The organism is Streptomyces sp. NPDC001156 (assembly GCF_053598275.1).
Genome location: NZ_JBSFJX010000025.1, coordinates 61,502 through 82,628, shown reverse-complemented (window position 1 = coordinate 82,628; position 21,127 = coordinate 61,502). Strand labels below are relative to the sequence as shown.

Annotated in this window: 17 protein-coding genes; 13 read left to right on the top strand and 4 right to left on the bottom strand. The window is 69.3% G+C overall.

What is annotated here, in order from left to right; all coding sequences use genetic code 11:
* Positions 1-3 precede the first annotated feature (3 nt).
* On the bottom strand, positions 4-378 hold the full coding sequence (locus tag ACWDA7_RS15730; protein WP_450604714.1) for an ArsR/SmtB family transcription factor: 375 nt from the start codon (positions 376-378) through the stop codon (positions 4-6).
* Positions 379-578: 200 nt separating this feature from the next.
* Positions 579-785, bottom strand: coding sequence for a hypothetical protein (locus tag ACWDA7_RS15725; RefSeq protein ID WP_450604754.1), 207 nt, complete (start codon positions 783-785; stop codon positions 579-581).
* An 84-nt stretch (positions 786-869) separates the two neighbouring features.
* On the opposite strand from ACWDA7_RS15725, the gene ACWDA7_RS15720 reads away from it, so the two are divergent.
* From ACWDA7_RS15720 to ACWDA7_RS15705, 4 genes are all read left to right on the top strand, one after another.
* Positions 870-1,958 carry an S-(hydroxymethyl)mycothiol dehydrogenase gene (locus ACWDA7_RS15720; protein WP_450604715.1) on the top strand — a complete coding sequence of 363 codons (1,089 nt, stop codon included), beginning with the start codon at positions 870-872 and terminating at the stop codon, positions 1,956-1,958.
* 885 nt (positions 1,959-2,843) lie between these two features.
* Positions 2,844-3,206 (top strand): bifunctional 3-phenylpropionate/cinnamic acid dioxygenase ferredoxin subunit, encoded by a 363-nt coding sequence (locus ACWDA7_RS15715; RefSeq protein ID WP_450604716.1) that lies wholly within the window; start codon positions 2,844-2,846, stop codon positions 3,204-3,206.
* The gene (locus ACWDA7_RS15710; RefSeq protein ID WP_450604717.1) at positions 3,203-4,363 is read left to right on the top strand and encodes an NAD(P)/FAD-dependent oxidoreductase; all 1,161 of its coding nucleotides are present in this window, start codon (positions 3,203-3,205) and stop codon (positions 4,361-4,363) included. Before ACWDA7_RS15715 ends, ACWDA7_RS15710 begins: the two co-directional genes overlap by 4 nt.
* A 129-nt stretch (positions 4,364-4,492) precedes the next feature.
* On the top strand, positions 4,493-5,626 hold the full coding sequence (locus ACWDA7_RS15705; protein ID WP_450604718.1) for an aromatic ring-hydroxylating oxygenase subunit alpha: 1,134 nt from the start codon (positions 4,493-4,495) through the stop codon (positions 5,624-5,626).
* A gap of 60 nt (positions 5,627-5,686) precedes the next feature.
* Here ACWDA7_RS15705 and ACWDA7_RS15700 read toward each other — a convergent pair whose 3' ends face one another.
* Positions 5,687-6,484 carry an IclR family transcriptional regulator gene (locus ACWDA7_RS15700; protein WP_450604719.1) on the bottom strand — a complete coding sequence of 266 codons (798 nt, stop codon included), beginning with the start codon at positions 6,482-6,484 and terminating at the stop codon, positions 5,687-5,689.
* 153 nt (positions 6,485-6,637) lie between these two features.
* On the opposite strand from ACWDA7_RS15700, the gene betA reads away from it, so the two are divergent.
* On the top strand, positions 6,638-8,308 hold the full coding sequence (gene betA, locus ACWDA7_RS15695; RefSeq protein WP_450604720.1) for a choline dehydrogenase: 1,671 nt from the start codon (positions 6,638-6,640) through the stop codon (positions 8,306-8,308).
* 3 nt (positions 8,309-8,311) lie between these two features.
* Positions 8,312-9,148: a 5,10-methylenetetrahydrofolate reductase gene (locus ACWDA7_RS15690; RefSeq protein ID WP_450604722.1), complete on the top strand. Its 837-nt coding sequence runs from the start codon at positions 8,312-8,314 to the stop codon at positions 9,146-9,148.
* Between the two features lie 28 nt (positions 9,149-9,176).
* Here the strand turns inward: ACWDA7_RS15690 and purU are convergent, their stop codons facing one another.
* Positions 9,177-10,049: a formyltetrahydrofolate deformylase gene (gene purU / locus ACWDA7_RS15685; protein WP_450604723.1), complete on the bottom strand. Its 873-nt coding sequence runs from the start codon at positions 10,047-10,049 to the stop codon at positions 9,177-9,179.
* A 222-nt stretch (positions 10,050-10,271) separates the two neighbouring features.
* Between purU and ACWDA7_RS15680 the strand changes: the two genes are divergently transcribed.
* The 7 genes from ACWDA7_RS15680 to ACWDA7_RS15650 all read left to right on the top strand — a co-directional run bounded on the left by ACWDA7_RS15680 (position 10,272) and on the right by ACWDA7_RS15650 (position 21,121).
* Positions 10,272-11,741 carry an aldehyde dehydrogenase family protein gene (locus ACWDA7_RS15680; protein WP_450604725.1) on the top strand — a complete coding sequence of 490 codons (1,470 nt, stop codon included), beginning with the start codon at positions 10,272-10,274 and terminating at the stop codon, positions 11,739-11,741.
* Between the two features lie 20 nt (positions 11,742-11,761).
* Complete coding sequence (locus ACWDA7_RS15675) at positions 11,762-12,850, top strand: betaine/proline/choline family ABC transporter ATP-binding protein (protein WP_432936287.1); 1,089 nt, start codon at positions 11,762-11,764, stop codon at positions 12,848-12,850.
* The gene (locus ACWDA7_RS15670) at positions 12,850-14,826 is read left to right on the top strand and encodes an ABC transporter permease (protein ID WP_450604727.1); all 1,977 of its coding nucleotides are present in this window, start codon (positions 12,850-12,852) and stop codon (positions 14,824-14,826) included. Before ACWDA7_RS15675 ends, ACWDA7_RS15670 begins: the two co-directional genes overlap by 1 nt.
* A 14-nt stretch (positions 14,827-14,840) precedes the next feature.
* Complete coding sequence (locus tag ACWDA7_RS15665) at positions 14,841-15,803, top strand: ABC transporter substrate-binding protein (protein ID WP_450604728.1); 963 nt, start codon at positions 14,841-14,843, stop codon at positions 15,801-15,803.
* Between the two features lie 305 nt (positions 15,804-16,108).
* On the top strand, positions 16,109-18,547 hold the full coding sequence (locus tag ACWDA7_RS15660; RefSeq protein WP_450604730.1) for a GcvT family protein: 2,439 nt from the start codon (positions 16,109-16,111) through the stop codon (positions 18,545-18,547).
* Between the two features lie 61 nt (positions 18,548-18,608).
* Positions 18,609-19,892, top strand: coding sequence for a serine hydroxymethyltransferase (gene glyA, locus ACWDA7_RS15655; RefSeq protein WP_450604731.1), 1,284 nt, complete (start codon positions 18,609-18,611; stop codon positions 19,890-19,892).
* Positions 19,889-21,121, top strand: coding sequence for a sarcosine oxidase subunit beta family protein (locus ACWDA7_RS15650; RefSeq protein ID WP_450604732.1), 1,233 nt, complete (start codon positions 19,889-19,891; stop codon positions 21,119-21,121). Before glyA ends, ACWDA7_RS15650 begins: the two co-directional genes overlap by 4 nt.
* Positions 21,122-21,127 lie beyond the last annotated feature (6 nt).

The following is a 21,127-nucleotide window of genomic DNA, read 5'->3' as shown; positions in this document are numbered from 1 at the left end:
CTGTCAGGTGCTTCGACGTGCGCTGCCCGGGGCCAGGGCCGGACGACGGTCGTCGGCCTGGCGAAGTTCGGCCAGCAACTCGGTCTGGCCGGCCAGCAGTTCCGTCAGGATCCGGCGAGCCGCGCGCAGGAGCTCCGCGACATCGCCGCCCGCGAGCGCGTAACTCACGGTGGAGCCCTCCCGTATGGACACCACGATCCCCGAACGGCGCAGTACCGCCAGTTGCTGCGAGAGGCTGGACGGTTCGATCTCGATCTCGCAGAGCAGGTCGCGTACGGGGACGGGGCCGTTCTGCAAGAGTTCCAGGACCCGGATCCGGACGGGGTGCCCGAGCATGCGGAAGAACTCGGCCTTGGCCTGGTAGAGGGGGACCTGCATGTTGAATCGCTCGCTCCCTGCCGCGTTCGGTGGGCGGTGTACCGGGTGCGGCGGCCCAATACGCGCCGCCGCGTGTGGTGTTGCGGACCGATCCTCGCCGTTCCTGCCCCGCACACCCAGGAGATTGGCCCGATCTGGATGTGCCCAGATGAAGAAATCTGCAAGTCGTCGGTGTGCGGAGGTACGGACGCACCGCCTGCCTACACCTCGAGCTCGGCCTCGATGCGTTTGAGCTGGTGGCGGGCCATGGCCAGGTTGGATTTCGCCCGGTCGAGGACGAGGTAGAGGAACAGTCCGTTCCCGCTGCGGCTCTTGCCGTTCGCCGGGTGACGGGCGGCGCACCCACGCGGCACCGTGATGTGCCGCTCGCGAAGCCATCGGACGGATCCTTGACCGTCGCTCGGCACTCCACGATCCTGTGTTGCACGACACGAGATGCGTGCCGCGATAAGCAACGCCCAACAGGGTCTCGTACCAGCCGAGGAGTGGCCATGACTCACCACGTCCGTGCTGTCGTCGCGCGGGGCAAGGGTTCCCCCGTGAGCCTGGAGACGATCGCCGTGCCCGATCCCGGCCCGGGCGAAGCGCTGGTGAAGATCGAGGCCTGCGGGGTCTGCCACACCGACCTCCACTACCGTGAGGGCGGCATCAGCGAGGACTTCCCCTTCCTCCTCGGGCACGAGGCGGCGGGTGTGGTGGAGTCGGTGGGCGAGGGCGTCACGGACGTCGTACCCGGCGACTTCGTGATCCTGAACTGGCGTGCGGTGTGCGGCCGCTGCCGTGCCTGTCTGCGCGGTCGGCCGTGGTACTGCTTCGACACGCACAACGCGCGGCAGAAGATGACCCTGCTGGACGGCACCGAGTTGTCGCCGGCCCTGGGCATCGGCGCCTTCGCCGAGAAGACACTCGTGGCGGCCGGGCAGTGCACCAAGGTGGACCGGGCGGCGTCGGCGGCCGCCGCCGGACTTCTTGGGTGCGGGGTGATGGCGGGGCTCGGCGCGGCGATCAACACGGGCAACGTCGGACGCGGCGACAGCGTGGCAGTGATCGGCTGCGGCGGCGTGGGGGGCGCGGCGATCGCCGGTTCGCACCTGGCGGGCGCATCGAAGATCATCGCGGTGGACATCGACGACCGCAAGCTGGCGACCGCAAGGAAACTGGGCGCGACCCACACGGTCAACTCCAAGGAGACCGATCCGGTCGAGGCGGTCCGCGGACTGACCGGCGGATTCGGGGCGGATGTCGTCATCGAGGCGGTGGGCCGTCCGGAGACCTACCGGCAGGCCTTCTACGCCCGCGACCTGGCCGGGACGGTGGTGCTGGTCGGCGTTCCGACTCCGGACATGAAGCTGGAACTGCCGTTGCTGGACGTTTTCGGCCGGGGCGGATCGCTGAAGTCCTCCTGGTACGGCGACTGCCTGCCCTCGCGTGACTTCCCCATGCTCATCGACCTCTATCTGCAGGGCCGCCTGGACCTGGACGCCTTCGTCACGGAGACCGTCGCGCTGGACGAGGTCGAGAAGGCCTTCGCGCGTATGCACCAGGGCGACGTACTGCGCTCGGTGGTGGTCTTCCCATGACGGGGGCCCGTAAGGAACGGCTCGTCAGCTCGGGGACGTTCACGCTGGACGGCGGCAGGCCGTACAGCGACTTCCCCACCGTCATCGGCGCCGAGGCTCACCAGTTGGATTAGCGAAGCGTAGTGAGCCTGTGGCGGAGTGCCACGCGCACGTCGGGCGCCCAGGCGACGTCGGGCACCCTCCTCGGTCGGGTCTTGCGGCCCGGTCGACCAGCGTCCGGAGGGACGTGCCACGCGGGCTGGCGGCTCCTGTCGTTCAGTACCAGGGCACGAAGGCGATTGGCTCCCAAGGCTGAGCAACGCTCAGGCTCGCTAGGCCAGTTAGAGACGCTCCACCCATTCAGGAGCGGATCGACCGCGGCTTCTGAACGCCCGGACGGCGGCACCTCTCGGCGCTTCACGGCGCCGGCCGGGGAGAGGGTGCCGCCTCACGGGGTGTCCCGTCGCCGTCCGGCTTCACGCCGGTGCGGTCTCGGCCTTCACGCCGATGGGGAGCCGGTCCAGGCCCAACCTGCGCGCCGGTGCGGGCGCTAGGAGCCTGTGCGCGCCCAACACCCCCGCTGGTGCGGGTCAAGCGCCCTCAGCTCAGCGAACGAGTCCCGGCCGCCGCGCCACCGCCGCGCCGTGCGGCGGACGGCCACGCTTTCCGCACCTACCTCCCGGCGCGATGGTTCCGCACGGACCCCGTGTTCTCGCCTCCTCACCGGATCGCCGGATCCCGTTTCGGCCTGCTCGCGCGGCTGGTTGGGACCCTTTGGCATGCGCCGGGAACGGTCGCCGGAGCCGGTTCAACCGGGCTCTTGGACGTCTTGACAAGGGTTTAGCGCCGCCCACAGACTGGCGTTGCGTCAATCGCAATCCGTTTCGCTATACGCACCGAGGTGTCATGATGATTCCCGCGTGCCGTCTCGCGGATCTGCCGCGAGGCGAGGCCTACCGGCTCGACATCGACCCGCCGGTCTCGGTGTTCCACACCGAGGACGGAGAGGTCTTCGCCATCGACGACACCTGCACCCACCAGGACGCCTCGCTCGCCGACGGCTGGCTGGAGGGCTGCGAGGTGGAATGCCCGCTGCACGCCTCCACGTTCGACCTGAGGACCGGTGCCGTCGGCGCCCCGCCGGCCAAGCTCCCGGTTCGCACCCACGAGGTCGTCGTCGAGGACGGCACGATCTACGTCCAGCTGTCGACGGATGCGCCCAACCTGCCGCCCTGCGTGGCTTCCCGTCTCGCCGGAGGCCCCGCGTGAGGACCGTGGCCGTGGTGGGCGCCTCGCTGGCCGGTCTCTCGGCGGCGCGCTCGCTGCGGAAGCGGGGATACGACGGCCGGCTGGTCGTCATCGGTGAGGAGCTTCACCGCCCGTACGACAGACCGCCGTTGTCCAAGGAGTTCCTGGCCGGTGCCATCGGCGAAGCGGATCTGGCGCTGGAGAGCGAGGACGAGGACCTGGACGCCCAGTGGGTGCTGGGTGCCCGCGCCATCGGACTCGACGGCAATCGGCGCTCCATCGGTCTCGCCGACGGCCGGGAGATACGCGCCGACGGCGTGGTCATCGCGACCGGCGCGGCCGCGCGCCGGCTGCCCGGCACCTCGGGACTGGCCGGAGTGCACGTCCTGCGCACCCTGGACGACGCCCGCACCCTGCGGGGCGAACTGGCCGCGGGCGGAAGGCTGGTGGTGATCGGCGGCGGGTTCGTGGGCGCCGAGGTCGCGTCCACCGCGCACGGCCTCGGACTCGAGGTGACGGTGGTCGAAGCGGCACCGGCACCGCTGGCCGGACCGCTCGGCGAGACCATGGGCCGCGTCGTCTCCGCCCTCCATGCCGACCACGGCGTACGGCTGTTGTGCGGTGTCGGCGTCAAGGGACTCAGCGGGGAGCGCCGGGTGGAGGGCGTGCTGCTCGAGGACGGCCGCGGGATTCCGGCCGACACCGTCGTCGTCGGCGTCGGCGCACGTCCGTGCGTGGACTGGCTGTCAGGCTCCGGTGTCGCGCTCGACGACGGCGTCACGTGCGGCGCCGACGGCCGCACCAGCCTGCCCGGGGTGGTGGCCGTCGGAGACTGCGCCGCCTGGTACGACCCACACGCCGGCCGCCATCGCCGCGTCGAGCACTGGACCGGCGCGCTGGAGCGGCCGGACATCGCCGTGGCGACGCTGCTGACCTCGGGTGCCGCCGAGACGGTCGCGCCCCGGCCGCCGTACTTCTGGTCCGACCAGTACGGCGTGAAGATCCAGTTCGTGGGTCACGCCGCCGGTGCCGACAGTGTGACGGTGGAGGAAGGAACCATCGGCGACCGTCGCTTCCTGGCCGTCTACCGGCGTGCCGGTCGGCCGGTCGCCGTGCTCGGGGTGAACCAGCCGCGGCTGTTCACCCGTTGGCGCAAGCGGCTCACGGCCGCCTCTTGACACCGACGGGGCGGCAACTCATGCTGCGTTGCACATGGCACGCAGCGTTGCCCCATACACAACGCCGCGCGAAGTCGCTCTTCTCTGCGCGTGACTGACCGATCCACGACGTTTCCCGAGGAGTGCACCGTGACCTCGACAGACCTGCCGGACAGCCTGATCGCCACCCTCCCCGGCTCCTGCTACACGGACCCGGGAATCTTCGCCCAGGAGCAGGAGCGCATCTTCGAGACGATGTGGTTCTGCGTCGCGCGCTCGTCCGACCTGCCGAAGCCAGGCGCCTTCCGGACCGTCGACGTCGGGCGCGAGAGCATCCTCGTCACCCGCGCCCGGGACGACTCCGTGCGCGCCTACTTCAACGTCTGCCGGCACCGCGGAGCCAAGCTCCGCACCGAGGGGGCCGGCGAGGTGAAGCGCGCCTTCCAGTGCCCGTACCACGCCTGGACCTACGACCTCGACGGCAGGCTCGTCGCGGCGCCCAATCTCAGCAAGATGCCCGATGTCGGCCGCACCGAGTACGGGTTGGTGAGCGTGGCCGTGCGCGAGTGGCTCGGCTATGTCTGGGTGTGCCTGGCGGAGAATCCGCCGTCCTTCGAGGAGGAGGTCGTCGGCGAGGTCATCGCCCGGCTGGGCGACGTGGAGTCGATCGAGCACTACGACATCGCGAACCTCGCGGTGGGCAAGCGGATCGTCTACGACGTCAAGGCGAACTGGAAGCTCATCATCGAGAACTTCATGGAGTGCTACCACTGCGCCACGATCCACCCGGAACTCACCGAGGTGCTACCGGAGTTCGCGGACGGCTACGCCGCGCAGTACTACGTGGGCCACGGCGCCGAGTTCGGCGAGGAGGTCCAGGGCTTCACCGTCGACGGCTCCGAGGGACTTCAGCGGATTCCCGGGGTGTCCGAGGAGCAGGACCGCCGCTACTACGCGATCACCGTCAAGCCGCAGGTATTCATCAACCTCGTACCCGACCACGTGATCTTCCATCGAATGTACCCGGTGGCCGTGGACCGCACGGTCGTGGAGTGCGACTGGCTCTACCTGCCCGGCGTCGTGGAGAGCGGAAAGGACCTCGGCCGGTCCGTGGAACTCTTCGACCGGGTCAACCGCCAGGACTTCGATGCGTGCGAACGCACCCAGCCCGGAATGAGCTCCCGGCTCTACGCCAAGGGCGGTGTACTGGTGCCCAGTGAGCACCACATCGGCGCCTTCCACGACTGGGTGCAGGAGCGTCTGGGCACCGGGCAGCCGCGCTGACCGGGCCGTGCGGTCACGGCCTCGCTCCTGAGCTCCCCGCAGCCGGGGCGCGCGGGCCGCTCAGCCCAGGTAGCCCATCCGGTGGCTGATCTCCTCGGCGCCCTTGAGCAGCACCGGAGCGAGCTCGTGCATCCGTTCCTCGGTGAACCGGTAAGAGGGTCCCGAGGCACTGATCGCCGCGACGACCTGCCCCTCCCGGTCGCGGATCGGCGCGGCCATCGCGTGCAGCCCGATCTCCAGCTCCTCCAGCGTCCAGGCATAGCCCCGTTCCCGGGCTTCGGCGAGATTCTTCTCCAGCTTCGTCTTCGCCGTCAGCGTGTGCGGGGTGACCTTCTTCAGGCCGGCGTCCGACAGCAGGGCGGCACGCTCCTTGGCGGGAAGATGGGCCAGCAGGATCTTGCCGCTCGAGGTGGCGTGCAACGGGGTCAGCTGGCCGACCCAGTTGTGCGCGGTGACGGCCGCCGGCCCGCGCACCTGGTAGAGGTTGATCGCGTACTGCTCCTGCATCACGGCGATGTTCACGGTCTCGCCGATCTCCTCGGCGAGACGCTCGCAGACCGGGCGTCCCTGCTGGGTGATGTCGATCCGCCCCGTGACGGCACCGGCCAGGCGTACGATGCCGAATCCGAGCCGGTACTTGCCGCGCTCGCCCGCCTGCTCCACCAGACCGCGCGCCTCCAGGGCGCCGAGCAGCCGGAACGCGGTCGACTTGTGAACATCGATCTCGGCGGCCACTTCGCTGACGCCCGCCTCGCCGCGCTGGGCCAGGATCTCGAGGACGCTGATGGCGCGATCGACGGACTGCACTCCGCCGGCCTGCGGACCTGTCGTTTCGGTATCCGGACTGTAGTTGCTCATGGCGAAACTATACGCGCAGTAAACAACGCCGACGCAAGTGATCGCCGACATGCTCAAGGGCCCGTCAAGTTGCGCTGAACGCAACCTAGTGCGCATAGCGCTACCCGTATTAGCATGCCTCGCGTATCGACGGCGCGAGCGAGACGAGGCACCATGGCTCCTCAGCAGTACGACTTCGTCATCGTCGGCGGTGGATCGGCCGGCAGCGCCCTTGCCAACCGGCTCTCGGCGGGGCCCCGAAACCGGGTGCTGGTGCTGGAGGCGGGCCGGCCCGACTACCCGTGGGACGTGTTCATCCACATGCCCGCGGCGCTGACCTACCCGATCGGCAGTCGCTTCTACGACTGGAAGTACGAGTCCGAGCCCGAGCCCCATATGGGCGGTCGGCGCATCTACCACGCCCGCGGCAAAGTACTGGGCGGCTCCAGCAGCATCAACGGCATGATCTTCCAGCGCGGCAACCCCATGGACTACGAGCGGTGGGCCGCCGATGCCGGGATGGAGACCTGGGACTACGCGCACTGCCTGCCGTACTTCCGGCGGATGGAGAACTGTCTCGCGGCCGGTAACGACGACGAGTTCCGCGGCCACGACGGCCCGCTCGTGCTCGAGCGCGGCCCCGCCGTCAATCCGCTGTTCACCGCCTTCCTCGAGGCCACTGAGCAGGCGGGCTACGCCCGCACCGACGACGTCAACGGGTACCGCCAGGAGGGCTTCGCTCCCTTCGACCGCAACGTGCACCGCGGGCGCCGTCTGTCGGCATCGAAGGCGTACCTCAAGCCCGCGATGAAACGGCCCAACCTCACCGTGAAGACCCGGGCGTTCGTCAGCCGGATCCTCTTCGAGGGCAAGCGCGCCGTCGGCGTCGAGTACCGGCAAGGGCGCGGCACACCGCAGCAGGTCCGCGCCCGCGAGGTCGTCCTGTGCGGCGGCGCCATCAACTCCCCGCAACTGCTGCAGCTGTCCGGGGTCGGCAACGCCGCTGAACTGGCCGCCCTCGGCATCGACGTGGTCCACGACCTGCCGGGCGTCGGGGAGAACCTCCAGGACCACCTCGAGGTCTACGTCCAGTACGCCTGCAGGCAGCCCGTGTCCGTGCAGCCGTACATGGCCAAGTGGCGTGCCCCCGTCATCGGACTGCAGTGGCTCTTCCGCACGGGCCCGGCCGCGACCAACCACTTCGAGGCCGGCGGCTTCGCCCGCAGCAACGAGGACGTGGACTACCCCAACCTGATGTTCCACTTCCTGCCCGTCGCGGTCCGCTACGACGGCTCCTCGCCGGCGGGCGGGCACGGTTACCAGGTGCACGTGGGGCCGATGTACTCCGACGCCCGGGGCTCCGTGAAGATCAAGAGCAGGGATCCGCTCAAGCACCCGGCACTCCGCTTCAACTACCTGTCCACCGCACAGGACCGCCGCGAGTGGGTCGAGGCCGTCCGCGTCGCGCGCCGGATCCTCGGCCAGCCGGCGCTCGCGCCGTACAACGACGGTGAGATCTCACCCGGACCCTCCGTGGAGACCGACGAGGAGATCCTCGCCTGGGTCGCCAAGGAGGGCGAGACGGCCCTCCACCCCTCCTGCACCTGCAAGATGGGCACCGACGAGATGTCCGTCGTCGACCCGCTGAGCATGAGGGTGCACGGACTGGACGGGCTGCGCGTCGTCGACGCCTCGGTGATGCCGTACGTCACGAACGGCAATATCTACGCACCGGTGATGATGGTCGCCGAGAAGGCGGCGGACCTCATCCTGGGCAACGAACAGCCGGCCCCGTCCAAGGCCGTGTACTACCGCCACCGCGACGCGCAGAAACAGGCCCGGTAGGCCTTGGGCGCCGAGGTACTGCGGACGTTGCTCGGCCGTGTCCGCTACGAGGTGCTGCCGGCCGCGACGACCGAGGAGAAGGTCCTCGCCCATCTACCGCGCGACGTCGTGGTCACCGTCACCGCGTCGCCGGTCAAGGGCCTGGAGCCGACGCTCGCCCTTACCGAGCGGTTCGCCGCGCACGGATACCGTGTCGTCCCGCACGTTCCCGCGCGGCTGCTGCGGGACGACGCGCATCTCAAGGATGTCGTCGACCGGTTGCGTGCGGTGGGCGTCGACGACGTGTTCGTCCCGGCGGGCGACGCCGATCCGCCAGCCGGGGTGTACGAGGGGGCGCTGCCGGTGCTGCGCACGCTGAGCCAACTGGGCAGGCCCTTCCCGGAGATGGGGATCACGGGCTATCCGGAGAGCCACCCCCTCATCCATGACGACATCACCGTCCAGGCGATGTGGGCCAAACAGGCGCACGCCACGTACATCGTCAGCAACCTGTGCTTCGATCCGCGCGTGCTCGGCGACTGGATCACCCGGATCCGCCGCCGCGGGGTCACCCTGCCCGTCCACGTGGGCGTCACGGGGCCCGTGCAGCGCGCGAAGCTGCTGTCCATGGCGACGAAGATCGGGGTTGGCGAGTCCACACGTTTCCTGACCAGGCACCCCTCGTGGTTTCTGCGGTTCGCCGCGCCCGGAGGGTACGACCCCGGAAGGCTCCTCGCGCGCGGCGCGGACGCGCTCACCGCGCCCTCGGCGGGAGTGGCCGGGCTTCACCTCTTCACGTTCAACCAGGTCGCGGAGACCGAACGCTGGCGCCGCGCCCTGCTCGACCGGTTGGGCGGCTGAGGTGGGCTGAACGGGGTCCGCGCGGCGCTCAGCGGAAGACCACCGTGCGGTTGCCGTGCACCATGACCCGGCTCTCGGTGTGCCACTTCACCGCGTGGGCCAGTACCTGCGCCTCCACGTCGCGGCCCACCGTGACGAGATCGTCGGGGTCGAGGGAGTGGTCCACCCGCACCACGTCCTGCTCGATGATCTGACCCTCGTCCAGGTCCGGCGTCACATAGTGCGCCGTGGCGCCGACCAGCTTCACGCCGCGCTCGTACGCCTGCCGGTAGGGGCGCGCGCCCTTGAAGCCGGGCAGGAAGGAGTGGTGGATGTTGATGGCCCGGCCTTCCAGTTCCTTGCACAGATCGTCGGAGAGGATCTGCATGTAACGGGCGAGGACCACGAGGTCGATGTTCAACTCCCTTGCCAGACCCAGCAGGCGAGCTTCGGCGTGGGCCTTGGTGTCCGCTGTCACGGGGATGTGGTGGAAGGGGATGCCATAGGTGTGCGCGAGGCCCTCGAAGTCCCGGTGGTTGGAGACGACGGCCGGGATCTCGATGTTGAGCGCGCCGGTGCGCCACCGGAAGAGCAGATCGTTCAGACAGTGCCCGAACCTGGACACCATGATGAGCGTCCGGGTCGGGGTGGAGGCGTGGCGCAGGGCCCAGGAGATCCCGTAGGCCTCGGCGACGGGGCCGAATCGGTAACGTAGATTTTCCAGGTCGACGTCCGGGTCGGAAACGTCGAAGTGGACCCTCATGAAGAACCGGCCCTGCAAACGGTCGTCGAACTGCCGGCTCTCCAGGATGTTGCCGGAGTTCCTGACGAGGAAGCCGCTCACGGCATGCACCAGTCCGGCGGTGTCGGGACACGAGAGGGTGAGGACGTACTCACGGCCGGGCTGCGGTCCAGGGGTCATTCGAGGTGCCTCCCTTGGTGCGTATTGCACAACCTGGTGAGCGATGCGCAACATGGTTGGGCCCTGCGAGGCACTCGGTCAAGTACGTCGGGGCAACTGCCCGGATGGCGAAATCGCAATCCACCAACCCCTTGACGTATGTCCGTTCATTCGGCCAAGGTGTTCCACCACCAGCAATTCAGTGCACGATGCGCAACGCATTCCGGTCGAAGGGCTCGGCGCGTGGCAGATCTGTATGTGGATGGAGAGTGGCGTGATCCGGCGGCCGGCGGCCACCGGGAGATCCGCTGTCCGGCCGACGGGACGCTCGTGGCGACGGTCTCCGAGGGCACGCGATCCGACACCGAGGCGGCGATCGCCGCGGCCCGGCACGCCTTCGACACCGGGTCCTGGCCGCACACCCCCGAGCGCGAACGGGGCGAACTCCTGCTGCGCACCGCCGACATCCTCGAACGCGACGCCAAGGAGTTCGCCCGCGCGGAGTCGCTGGACACGGGCAAGCGGCTGGTCGAGAGCGAGTACGACATCGCCGACGTCGTCTCCTGCTTCCGCTACTACGGCGGCATCGCCGGCACCGACGCCGGCCGCGTGGTGGACACCGGCCGCGACGACGCCCTCAGCCGCGTCACCTATGAGCCCGTCGGCGTCTGCGGACTGATCACCCCCTGGAACTACCCGCTGCTGCAGGCCTCTTGGAAGGTCGCCCCGGCCCTCCTGGCCGGCAACACCTTCGTCCTCAAGCCCAGCGAACTCACGCCCTCCACCTCTATCCTGCTGATGCGCGCCCTGCACGAGGCAGGGCTCCCGGCCGGTACCGCCAACCTCGTGCTGGGCGCGGGAGCCGAGGTGGGCGCGCCGCTCGCCGAGGACCCGGCCGTGGACATGGTGTCGTTCACCGGAGGCTTCGAGACCGGACGGCGCATCATGGCCGCTGCCGCAGCGACGGTGAAGAAGGTCGCGCTGGAACTCGGCGGCAAGAACCCGAACGTGGTCTTCGAAGACGCCGACTTCGAGACCGCCGTCGACTTCGCGCTCACGGCCGTCTTCCTGCACTCGGGCCAGGTCTGCTCGGCCGGGGCCCGGCTGATCGTCGAGGACTCCCTCCACGACGCCCTCGTCGACGAGGTCGTACGCCGGGCCCGGCTCATCCGCCTCGGCGGCCCCTTCGACCCCGAGGCGGAGAGCGGACCGCTGATCTCCGCGCAACACCGCGAGAAGGTCGAGGTGTATGTCGCGGCCGGCCTCGCCGAGGGCGCCGTACTGCGCTGCGGCGGCAGACGCCCGGACGATCCCGGGCTGGCGAACGGCTTCTACTACCCGCCCACCGTCCTCGACGAGTGCCGGCAGGACATGCGCGTGGTGCACGAGGAGTCCTTCGGCCCCGTGCTCACCGTCGAGCGCTTCCACGACGAGGACGACGCCGTCCGCATCGCCAACGACACGGAGTTCGGACTGGCCGGAGCCGTCTGGACGCAGGATGCGGGCAAGGCCCAGCGGGTCGCCCGGCGGCTGCGCCACGGCACGGTGTGGATCAACGACTACCACCCCTATGTGCCGCAAGCGGAATGGGGTGGCTTCGGGCACTCGGGCGTAGGCCGGGAGCTGGGACCGACCGGCCTCAACGAGTACCGCGAGCCCAAGCACGTCTGGCAGAACATCCAACCCCGGCCGCAGCACTGGTTCCGCGGCTGAACGCCGAAAAGAGGTCGACCGTGACCCCCACAGAGACCGAGGTGTCGCAGCGGCGCGGCACGCCCCAGGATTCGGACCGCACCCCGGTCATCTCCGTGCGCCGACTGTGGAAGGTGTTCGGGCCGAAGGCCGACCAGGTGCCGGGCTCCGAGGAGTTGTGCGGGCTGACCCGCCGTGAACTCATGGACCGCACCGGATGCACCGCCGCCGTGCGCGACGTCGACTTCGAGGTGTCGCCCGGCGAGGTCTTCGTCGTCATGGGTCTGTCCGGCTCCGGGAAGTCCACTCTGGTGCGCTGTCTGACCCGGCTGATCGAACCCACCGCCGGCGAGATCGTGTTCGAGGGCGAGGACATCCGCGGCGCCGACGCCAAGCGGCTGCGCGAGCTGCGGCGCAGCAAGTTCTCCATGGTCTTCCAGCACTTCGGCCTGCTGCCCCACCGACGGGTCGTCGAGAACGTGGCGTTCGGCCTGGAGATCCGGGGCATGGGCAAGGCCGAGCGCACCAAGCGGGCTCTGGAGGTCGTCGAACTGGTGGGCCTCGCCGGATACGAGAACTCCTATCCCGACCAGCTCTCCGGCGGTATGCAACAGCGCGTGGGCCTCGCCCGTGCCCTCGCCGGCGACCCCGACGTCCTCTTCTTCGACGAGCCGTTCTCCGCCCTCGACCCGCTGATCCGCCGTGACATGCAGAACGAGGTCATCCGGCTGCACCACGAGGTCGGCAAGACCATGGTGTTCATCACCCATGACCTCTCCGAGGCACTCAAGCTCGGCGACCGCATCCTCATCATGCGCGACGGCAGGATGGTCCAGTGCGGCACGGGCGACGAGCTCGTGGGCGCCCCGGCGGACGACTACGTACGGGACTTCGTCCGCGACGTGCCGCGCGGGGATGTGCTGACCCTGCGCTGGATCATGCGCCCCGCGGAGCCCGACGACGCCCTCGACGGTCCCGAACTCGGCCCGGACGTCGTCGTGCGCGAGGCCACCCGGGCAGTGCTGGCCGCCGAGAAACCGGTCAAGGTCGTCGAGAACGGCAAGCTGCTCGGCATCGTCGGCGACGAGGAGATCCTCGCCGTGGTCGCCGGGCAGGAAGGCGGTGCGTGATGGCCGTCGCCGCCGACGCGACCGCGCCGGTCGCGCCCCTGCGCAAGAAGGTCGGCCGCCCCGTCGTGGTGGCGGCGATCCTGATCGCCTGGCTGGTGCTGTTCGCCGTGCTGCGCGGCCGGCAGACGCTGTCCCTCGCCGCGGCCGACCTCACCGGTCTGCACCGCTGGCTGAACGACGTCAACGACACCATCGGCGCCAACCGCAACTCCAATCCGCTCTTCCTCTACTTCTTCAATGAGATCCGCCTGGTCATCGACAACCTGGTGACGTTCGTCCAGTCCCTGATCTCACAGCCCACAGGCACCCGCCCGGTCCCGCAGATCGGCTGGCTCGGTGTCGTGGGACTAGCCGGCTATGTCTCCTGGGCCGTAGGGAACTGGCGGGTCGCTCTCCTGGCCGTCGCCGGCTTCACGTTCTTCGGGCTGCAGGGCCTGTGGCAGGAGAGCATGGACACTCTGGCGCTGACCCTGTCGGCGGTGTTCGTGGCGCTGCTCATCGGCATCCCCCTCGGTGTGTGGTCCGGTCTCTCCGACCGGTTCAACCGGATCATGACGCCCGTCCTGGACTTCATGCAGACGATGCCGACCTTCGTCTACCTCGCCCCGCTGACCCTGTTCTTCCTCATCGGAGGGGCCTCCGCCACGATCACCACCGTGATCTACGCGGCTCCGCCCGCCATCCGCATCACCGCACACGCCATCCGCTCCGTGCCGCCGGCCACGGTCGAGGCGGCGGAGTCGATGGGCTCGACACGACGGCAGCAGCTGCTGAAGGTGTTGCTGCCGATGTCGAAGCGCACCGTGGTCATGGGCGTCAACCAGACCATCATGGCGGCCCTGGCCATGGTGACCATCGCCGCACTGATCGACGCGCCCGGCCTCGGCAAGACCGTCGTACAGGCCCTGCAGTCGCTCGACGTGGGAACCGCCTTCAACGCGGGGCTCGCCATCGTCGTCATGGCCATCGTCCTGGACCGGGTCACCACGGCGGCGGCCGGGCGTGCGGAGGCGGCGCGCCGCTCGGGCGGCCGTTTCCTGCGATGGCGCAGGCCGCTGCTGATCGCCGGTGCGGTCGTCACGGCGGTGCTGGTGTATCTGTCCCACACCTACGTATGGGCGGCATCCTTCCCGGGCGACGGCGGCACCGGCAGCGCCATCGCGAGCGCGGCGGACACGGCGACCACCTGGATGCAGGACCATGTGTCGGGCGTCACCAACGCCTTCCGCGACGCGCTCACCAACGGCCTGCTCAACCCCTTCCAGACGCTGCTCACGGACTCCCCGTGGTGGCTGGTGGGCGCCGCTCTGTGCGGGCTCGCCGCGGTGCTCGGCGGCTGGCGGGCCGCGGTGACCGCCGTCGTGTGCGTGGGGCTGCTCGTCGGTACCGGTCTGTGGTCGGACAGCATGACGACGCTGGCCTCGACCGTCGTCGCCACGGTCCTGGTGATGCTGCTCGGCGCCACCTTCGGCGTGTGGATGGGACGCAGCGCGCTGGTGGACCGGATCGTGCGGCCCACGCTGGACGCGGCGCAGGTCATGCCCCCGTTCGTCTATCTCGTGCCGTTCCTTGCGCTCTTCGGCGCCACACGTTTCACCGCGATCGTGGCGGCCGTCGTCTACGCGGCCCCCGTCGCCATCAAGATCATCGCGGACGGGGTGCGCAACGTTCCCGAGACGACCGTGGAGGCGGCCGCCTCCACCGGCTGCAACACCTGGCAGATCATCACCAAGGTCCAACTGCCGATGGCACGCAGTGCGCTGACCCTTGCCACCAACCAGGGCCTCATCTACGTGCTCTCGATGGTTGTCGTCGGCGGCCTGGTCGGTGCCGGCGCCCTCGGCTACGACGTCGTGGCCGGATTCTCGCAGGGAGAGCTGTACGGAAAGGGGTTGGCGGCGGGACTCGCCATCGTACTGCTCGGAGTCATGTTCGACCGGATCACTCAGGCTGCGGCGCGCCGCACCAGTGCGTAAGGAGCACGACAACCATGGCAAGACTCTGGCGAGCCGGCGCGGCCGGCCTGGCCGCTCTCGGCCTCACCCTGACGGCCTGTTCGGGGGCGAAGGTCGGCGACAGCTCCTCCGCCGGCTCGAAGAGTTCGGGCAAGTGCGGCACGTTCAACCTCGCCGTCAACCCGTGGGTGGGCTACGAGGCGGACGCGGCGGTCGTCGCGTACGTCGCGCAGCACGACCTCGGGTGCACGGTCGACAAGAAGGATCTCAAGGAGGAGATCGCCTGGCAGGGCTTCGGGACCGGCGAGGTCGACGCCATCCTGGAGAACTGGGGCCACGACGACCTGAAGAAGAAGTACATCACCCAGCAGAAGACCGCCACCGAGGCCGGGCAGACCGGCAACAAGGGCATCATCGGCTGGTACGTGCCGCCATGGCTGGCCAAGGCGCACCCCGACATCACCAAGTTCGAGAACCTCAACAAGTACGCCGACAACTTCAAGACCTCCGAGTCGGGCGGCAAGGGCCAGTTGCTCGACGGCGACCCGTCCTATGTCACGAACGACGCGGCGCTGGTGAAGAACCTGAAGCTGAACTTCAAGGTGGTGTACGCGGGGAGCGAGACCGCCCTCATCCAGGCCTTCCGGACCGCCGAGAAGAACAAGCAGTGGGTGATCGGCTACTTCTACGAGCCGCAGTGGTTCCTGTCCGAGGTGCCGCTGGTGAAGGTCGCTCTGCCGAAGTACACGACGGGATGCGACGCCGTCGCCGACAAGATCGCCTGCGACTATCCGGTGTACGACCTGGACAAGATCGTCAGCACCCGGTTCGCCAAGTCCGGCAGCCCCGCCTACAATCTGGTGAAGAACTTCAACTGGACGAACGACGACCAGAACACCGTGGCCAAGTACATCGCGCAGGACAAGATGTCCGACGATGCGGCGGCGAAGAAGTGGGTCGAGGCGAACCGCGACAAGGTCGACGCCTGGCTGAAGTAACCGCCCGCCTCCACCCGGAACCGTCCGGAGACGGTCCTGACGCACCCAGGAAGCACGCTGTTCTGCAGGGGAGTTGAAACGCGAGCAAGGTGACGGGCCACGGGGTGACCGGACCCGCGAAGAACCCCTCACGGGGCCCGGCAGGCTGCCAGTGCGGCCTGCCGGGCCCCTTGGCGTTTCACGCGTTCACCGACGTCATGCGCCCCCTTGACACCCCTCCTGGGCGGCGGGCACATTGAGTTGCGCAACCTGAACCACGTTGCGCAGAAAGCAACTGACCCGGTTTCGAGTCCGGAGGTGCGGCGATGGCGGGACCCCGAGTGGTCATCATCGGAGCGGGCGTCGTGGGAGCGGCGCTCGCGGACGAGATCTCGGCGCGAGGCTGGACCGATGTGACCGTGGTCGACCAGGGGCCCCTCCCCGCCACCGGCGGCTCCAGCTCCCACGCGCCCGGCCTGGTCTTCCAGACGAACCCCTCCAAGACCATGACGGAGCTGGCCCGCTACACCGTCGAGAAGTTGTGCTCCCTCGACGTCGACGGCAAGCCCTGCTTCCTGCAGGTCGGCGGCCTCGAAGTGGCCACCTCTCCCGAGCGGCTCGCCGAACTCCGGCGCCGCCACGGCTGGATCACCGCCTGGGGCGTCGAAGCCCGGCTGCTGAGCGCCGAGGAGTGCGTCGAGCAGCACCCGCTCGTGAACCGCGACCGGGTCCTCGGCGGCCTCCTGGTCCCGACGGACGGCCTGGCCAAGGCGGTCCTCGCCGTCGAGGCGCAGATCCGCCGGGCCACCGCGCGCGGCGCACGCTTCCTCGCCCACCACGAAGTCCTCGACGTACGGCAGAGCGACGGCCGGGTCACCGGCGTCCACACCGACCAGGGCGAGATCCCCGCTGACATCGTGGTGTGCTGCGCCGGCATCTGGGGCCCGAGGATCGCTCGCATGGTCGGCATGGACCTCCCGCTCACCCCGCTCGCCCACCAACTGGCCTGGACCGGCCCGGTACCGGCGCTGGCAGGCCAGACCGAGGAGGCGATGCGGCCGATACTCCGGCACCAGGACGCCGACCTCTACTACCGCGACCGCTTCGACGGTCTCGGGATCGGTTACTACGGCCACCGCCCCATGCCGGTCTCCGCCGACGACATCGTCTCCATCGAGGAGGCCGCCGTCATGCCGTCGGTACTGGAGTTCACCGAGGAGGACTTCGAGGACGCATGGACCGAGACGCAGTCCCTGCTGCCGGCGACGAGGGAGGCCAAGGTCGAGGAGGGCATCAACGGCCTGTTCTCCTTCACCCCCGACGGGTTCCCGCTCCTCGGTGAGTCCCCGGACGTCCAGGGCTTCTGGGTGGCCGAGGCGGTCTGGGTCACCCACTCGGCCGGAGTCGGCCGGGCCGTCGCCGAGTGGCTGGTGGACGGCCACTGCTCGTCCTTCGACCTGCACGAGTGCGACGTCAACCGCTTCGAGCCGCACCAGCTCTCGCCGGAGTACGTACTGGCCCGCGACTGCCGGAACTTCGTCGAGGTCTACGACATCATCCATCCCCTCCAGCCCTCCGGGGACCCGCGCCCGATCCGTACGAGCCCCTTCTACGCCCGTCAGCAGGAACTGGGCGCCTTCTTCCTGGAGGCGAACGGCTGGGAGCGCCCCCAGTGGTACGAGGCCAACGCCCCGCTGACCGAGGGGCGCAGCATCCCGGTCCCGAACGACTGGGCGGCGCGCTACTGGTCGCCCATCGTCGGCGCCGAGGCCCAGGCCACCCGCGAGACCGTCGCCCTGTACGACATGACGGCGCTCAAGCGTCTGGAGGTCGGCGGCCCCGGCGCGGCTGCGTTCCTGGAGCGGCTGTGCACCGGCAAGGTCGACAAGTCGGTCGGCTCCGTGACCTACACCCTGCTGCTGGACCACGACGGCGGCATCCGCAGCGACATCACCGTCGCCCGGCTGGCCCGTGACCTCTTCCAGGTCGGCGCCAACGGCAACAGCGATCTCGACTGGTTCCGCCGCCACCTCCCGGCCGACGGATCCGTCGCCGTACGCGACATCACCCCGGGCACCTGCTGCATCGGCCTGTGGGGGCCGCTCGCCCGGATGGTGCTGCAGCCCTTGACGGACTCCGACTTCTCCAACGACGGCCTGAAGTACTTCCGCGCCAAGCGCGCCTACATCGGCAGCGTCCCCGTCACCGCGATGCGCCTGTCCTACGTCGGCGAGCTGGGCTGGGAGTTGTACACCACCGCCGACCAGGGCCTGAAGCTGTGGGACACGCTGTGGCGGGCGGCCCGGCCGCTGGGCGGCGTCATCGCGGGCCGCGGCGCCTTCAACAGCCTGCGCCTGGAGAAGGGTTACCGCTCCTTCGCCACAGACATGACCTACGAGCACGACCCCTACGAGGCCGGTCTGGGCTTCGCCGTGAAGGCCGACAAGGGCGACTTCGTCGGCAAGGCGGTGCTCGAGCGGCGCAAGGCCGACGTGCGGCGCAGGCTCGCCTGTCTCACCATCGACGACCCCCAGGCCGTCGTCATGGGCAAGGAGCCGGTGTACGACGGTGACCACGCCGTCGGATACGTCACCAGCGCCGCCTACGGCTACACGATCGGCAAGGGCATCGCCTACGCCTGGCTTCCGGCGCGGCTCGCCACCACGGGCACCGCCGTGCAGATCGGCTACTTCGGCCGGCGCATCGAGGCGGTCGTGGCCGAAGAGCCGCTGTTCGACCCGGCCATGTCCCGTCTCCGTGGCTAGTACTCCGCTCCGGTTTCGAGGGAGCACCGATGGTGACCGTCGAGAGGAACGCGAACCCCGTATGAACCCGCTGAACACACCGCTGGCCGAACTGGATCCCGAAGTCCACGCCGCCCTCCGGGCAGAGCTGCACCGCCAGCAGTCCACTCTCGAAATGATCGCCTCCGAGAACTTCGCGCCCACCGCCGTGCTCGAGGCCCAGGGCTCCGTCCTGACCAACAAGTACGCCGAGGGCTACCCCGGCCGGCGCTACTACGGCGGCTGCGAACACGTCGACGTCACCGAACGGTTGGCCATCGAGCGGATCAAGTCCCTCTTCGGCGCCGGCCACGCCAATGTGCAGCCGCACTCCGGCGCCCAGGCCAACACCGCTGTCTTCTTCGCGCTGTTGCGCCCCGGCGACACGATCCTCGGCCTCGATCTCGCGCACGGCGGGCACCTCACCCACGGCATGCGCATCAACTACAGCGGCAGAATGTTCAACGTCGTGCCGTACCACGTGACCGAGGCCGACAACCTCGTCGACATGCACGAGGTGGAGCGCCTCGCCAAGGAACACCGCCCCAAGATGATCATCGCGGGCTGGTCGGCGTACCCGCGGCAGCTGGACTTCGCGGCCTTCCGCCGCATAGCCGACGAGGTCGGCGCGTACCTCATGGTCGACATGTCCCATTTCGCGGGTCTGGTCGCGGCCGGGCTGCACCCCAGCCCCGTTCCGCACGCGCACGTCGTCACGACCACGACGCACAAGACGCTCGGCGGACCCCGGGGCGGAGTCGTCCTCACCAACGACCGCGACCTCGCCAAGAAGATCAACTCGGCGGTGTTCCCCGGTATGCAGGGCGGCCCGCTGGAGCACGTCATCGCCGCGAAGGCGGTCTCCTTCAAGGTGGCGGCGTCAGCCGAGTTCGCCGAGCGGCAGGCCCGCACCCTCGCCGGCGCCAGTGTCCTCGCCGAGCGTCTCACCCGCCCGGACGCGGCGGACGCAGGGGTGAGGGTTCTCACCGGCGGCACGGACGTCCACCTGGTCCTGGTGGACCTGCGGGACTCCGCGCTCGACGGCAGGCAGGCCGAGGACCTCCTCCACCGGATCGGCATCACCGTCAACCGCAACGCCGTCCCCTTCGACCCGCGCCCGCCCATGGTCACTTCGGGCTTGCGCATCGGCACCCCCGCCCTGGCCACCCGGGGCTTCACCGTGGAGGACTTCGCCGAGGTCTCCGATGTGATCGCGCTCGCCCTCCAGGCCGAGCCGGACGTGGCCGCGCTGCGCGCGCGTACCCAGGCGCTGGCGGCCAGGCACCCGCTCTACCCGCACCTTTCGGAAGGCGGAGACGTCCGTTGAGTTCCAGCACCCCCGGCGCCGAACTGCCCGAGCACCCCGACTTCCTCTGGCGCACGCCCGAACCCCGGCGGTCGTACGACGTGGTGATCGTGGGCGGCGGCGGACACGGCCTCGCCACCGCCCACTACCTGGCGAAGAACCACGGCGTCACCAGCGTCGCCGTACTCGAGAAAGGGTGGCTCGCGGGCGGCAACATGGCCCGCAACACCACCATCATCCGCTCCAACTATCTGTGGGACGAGAGCGCCGGCATCTACGAGCACGCCCTCAAGCTGTGGGAGGGACTGGAGGAGGAACTCGACTACCCGATCCTCTTCTCCCAGCGCGGCGTACTCAACCTCGCCCACAGTCTGCAGGACGTCCGCGACAGCGTGCGCCGCGTCGAGGCCAACCGGCTCAACGGGGTGGACGCGCAATGGCTCGACACCGAGCAGGTCCAAGAGCTCTGCCCGATCGTCAACACCTCCCCCGACGTGCGCTACCCGGTGCTGGGCGGCACCTATCAGCCGCGGGCCGGCATCGCCAAGCACGACTATGTGGCGTGGGGCCTGGCCCGCTCCGCCGACGCCGCCGGGATCGACATCATCCAGAACTGCGAGGTCACCGGGCTCGACATCGCCGGCGGCCGGATCACCGGCGTACGGACGACGCTCGGCCCGATCACGGCGGGCAAGGTGGCACTGTGCTCGGCCGGCCACACCTCGGTGCTGGCCGCAATGGCGGGCATCGAACTGCCCCTGCAGAGCCACCCGTTGCAGGCACTCGTCTCCGAACTCCTCGAACCCGTGCACCCGACGGTCGTGATGTCCAACGCCGTCCATGTGTATGTCAGTCAGGCCCACAAGGGCGAACTGGTGATGGGTGCGGGCATCGACGCGTACAACGCGTACACCCAGCGCGGCGCGTTCCACATCATCGAACAGCAGATGTCCGCCGCCCTGGAACTGTTCCCCGTGTTCGCCCGTGCCCACGTGCTGCGCACCTGGGGCGGCATCGTCGACGTCAGCCCCGACGCGTCGCCCATCGTCGGCCTCACCCCCGTCGACGGCCTCTACCTCAACTGCGGTTGGGGGACGGGCGGTTTCAAGGCGACACCGGGCGTCGGCTGGGTCATGGCCCACACCATCGCGCACGACAGCCCACACCCCCTCAACGCCCCCTTCTCGCTCGACCGTTTCACCACCGGCGCGCTCGTCGACGAGCACGGCGCCGCCGCTGTGGCCCACTAGGGAGCC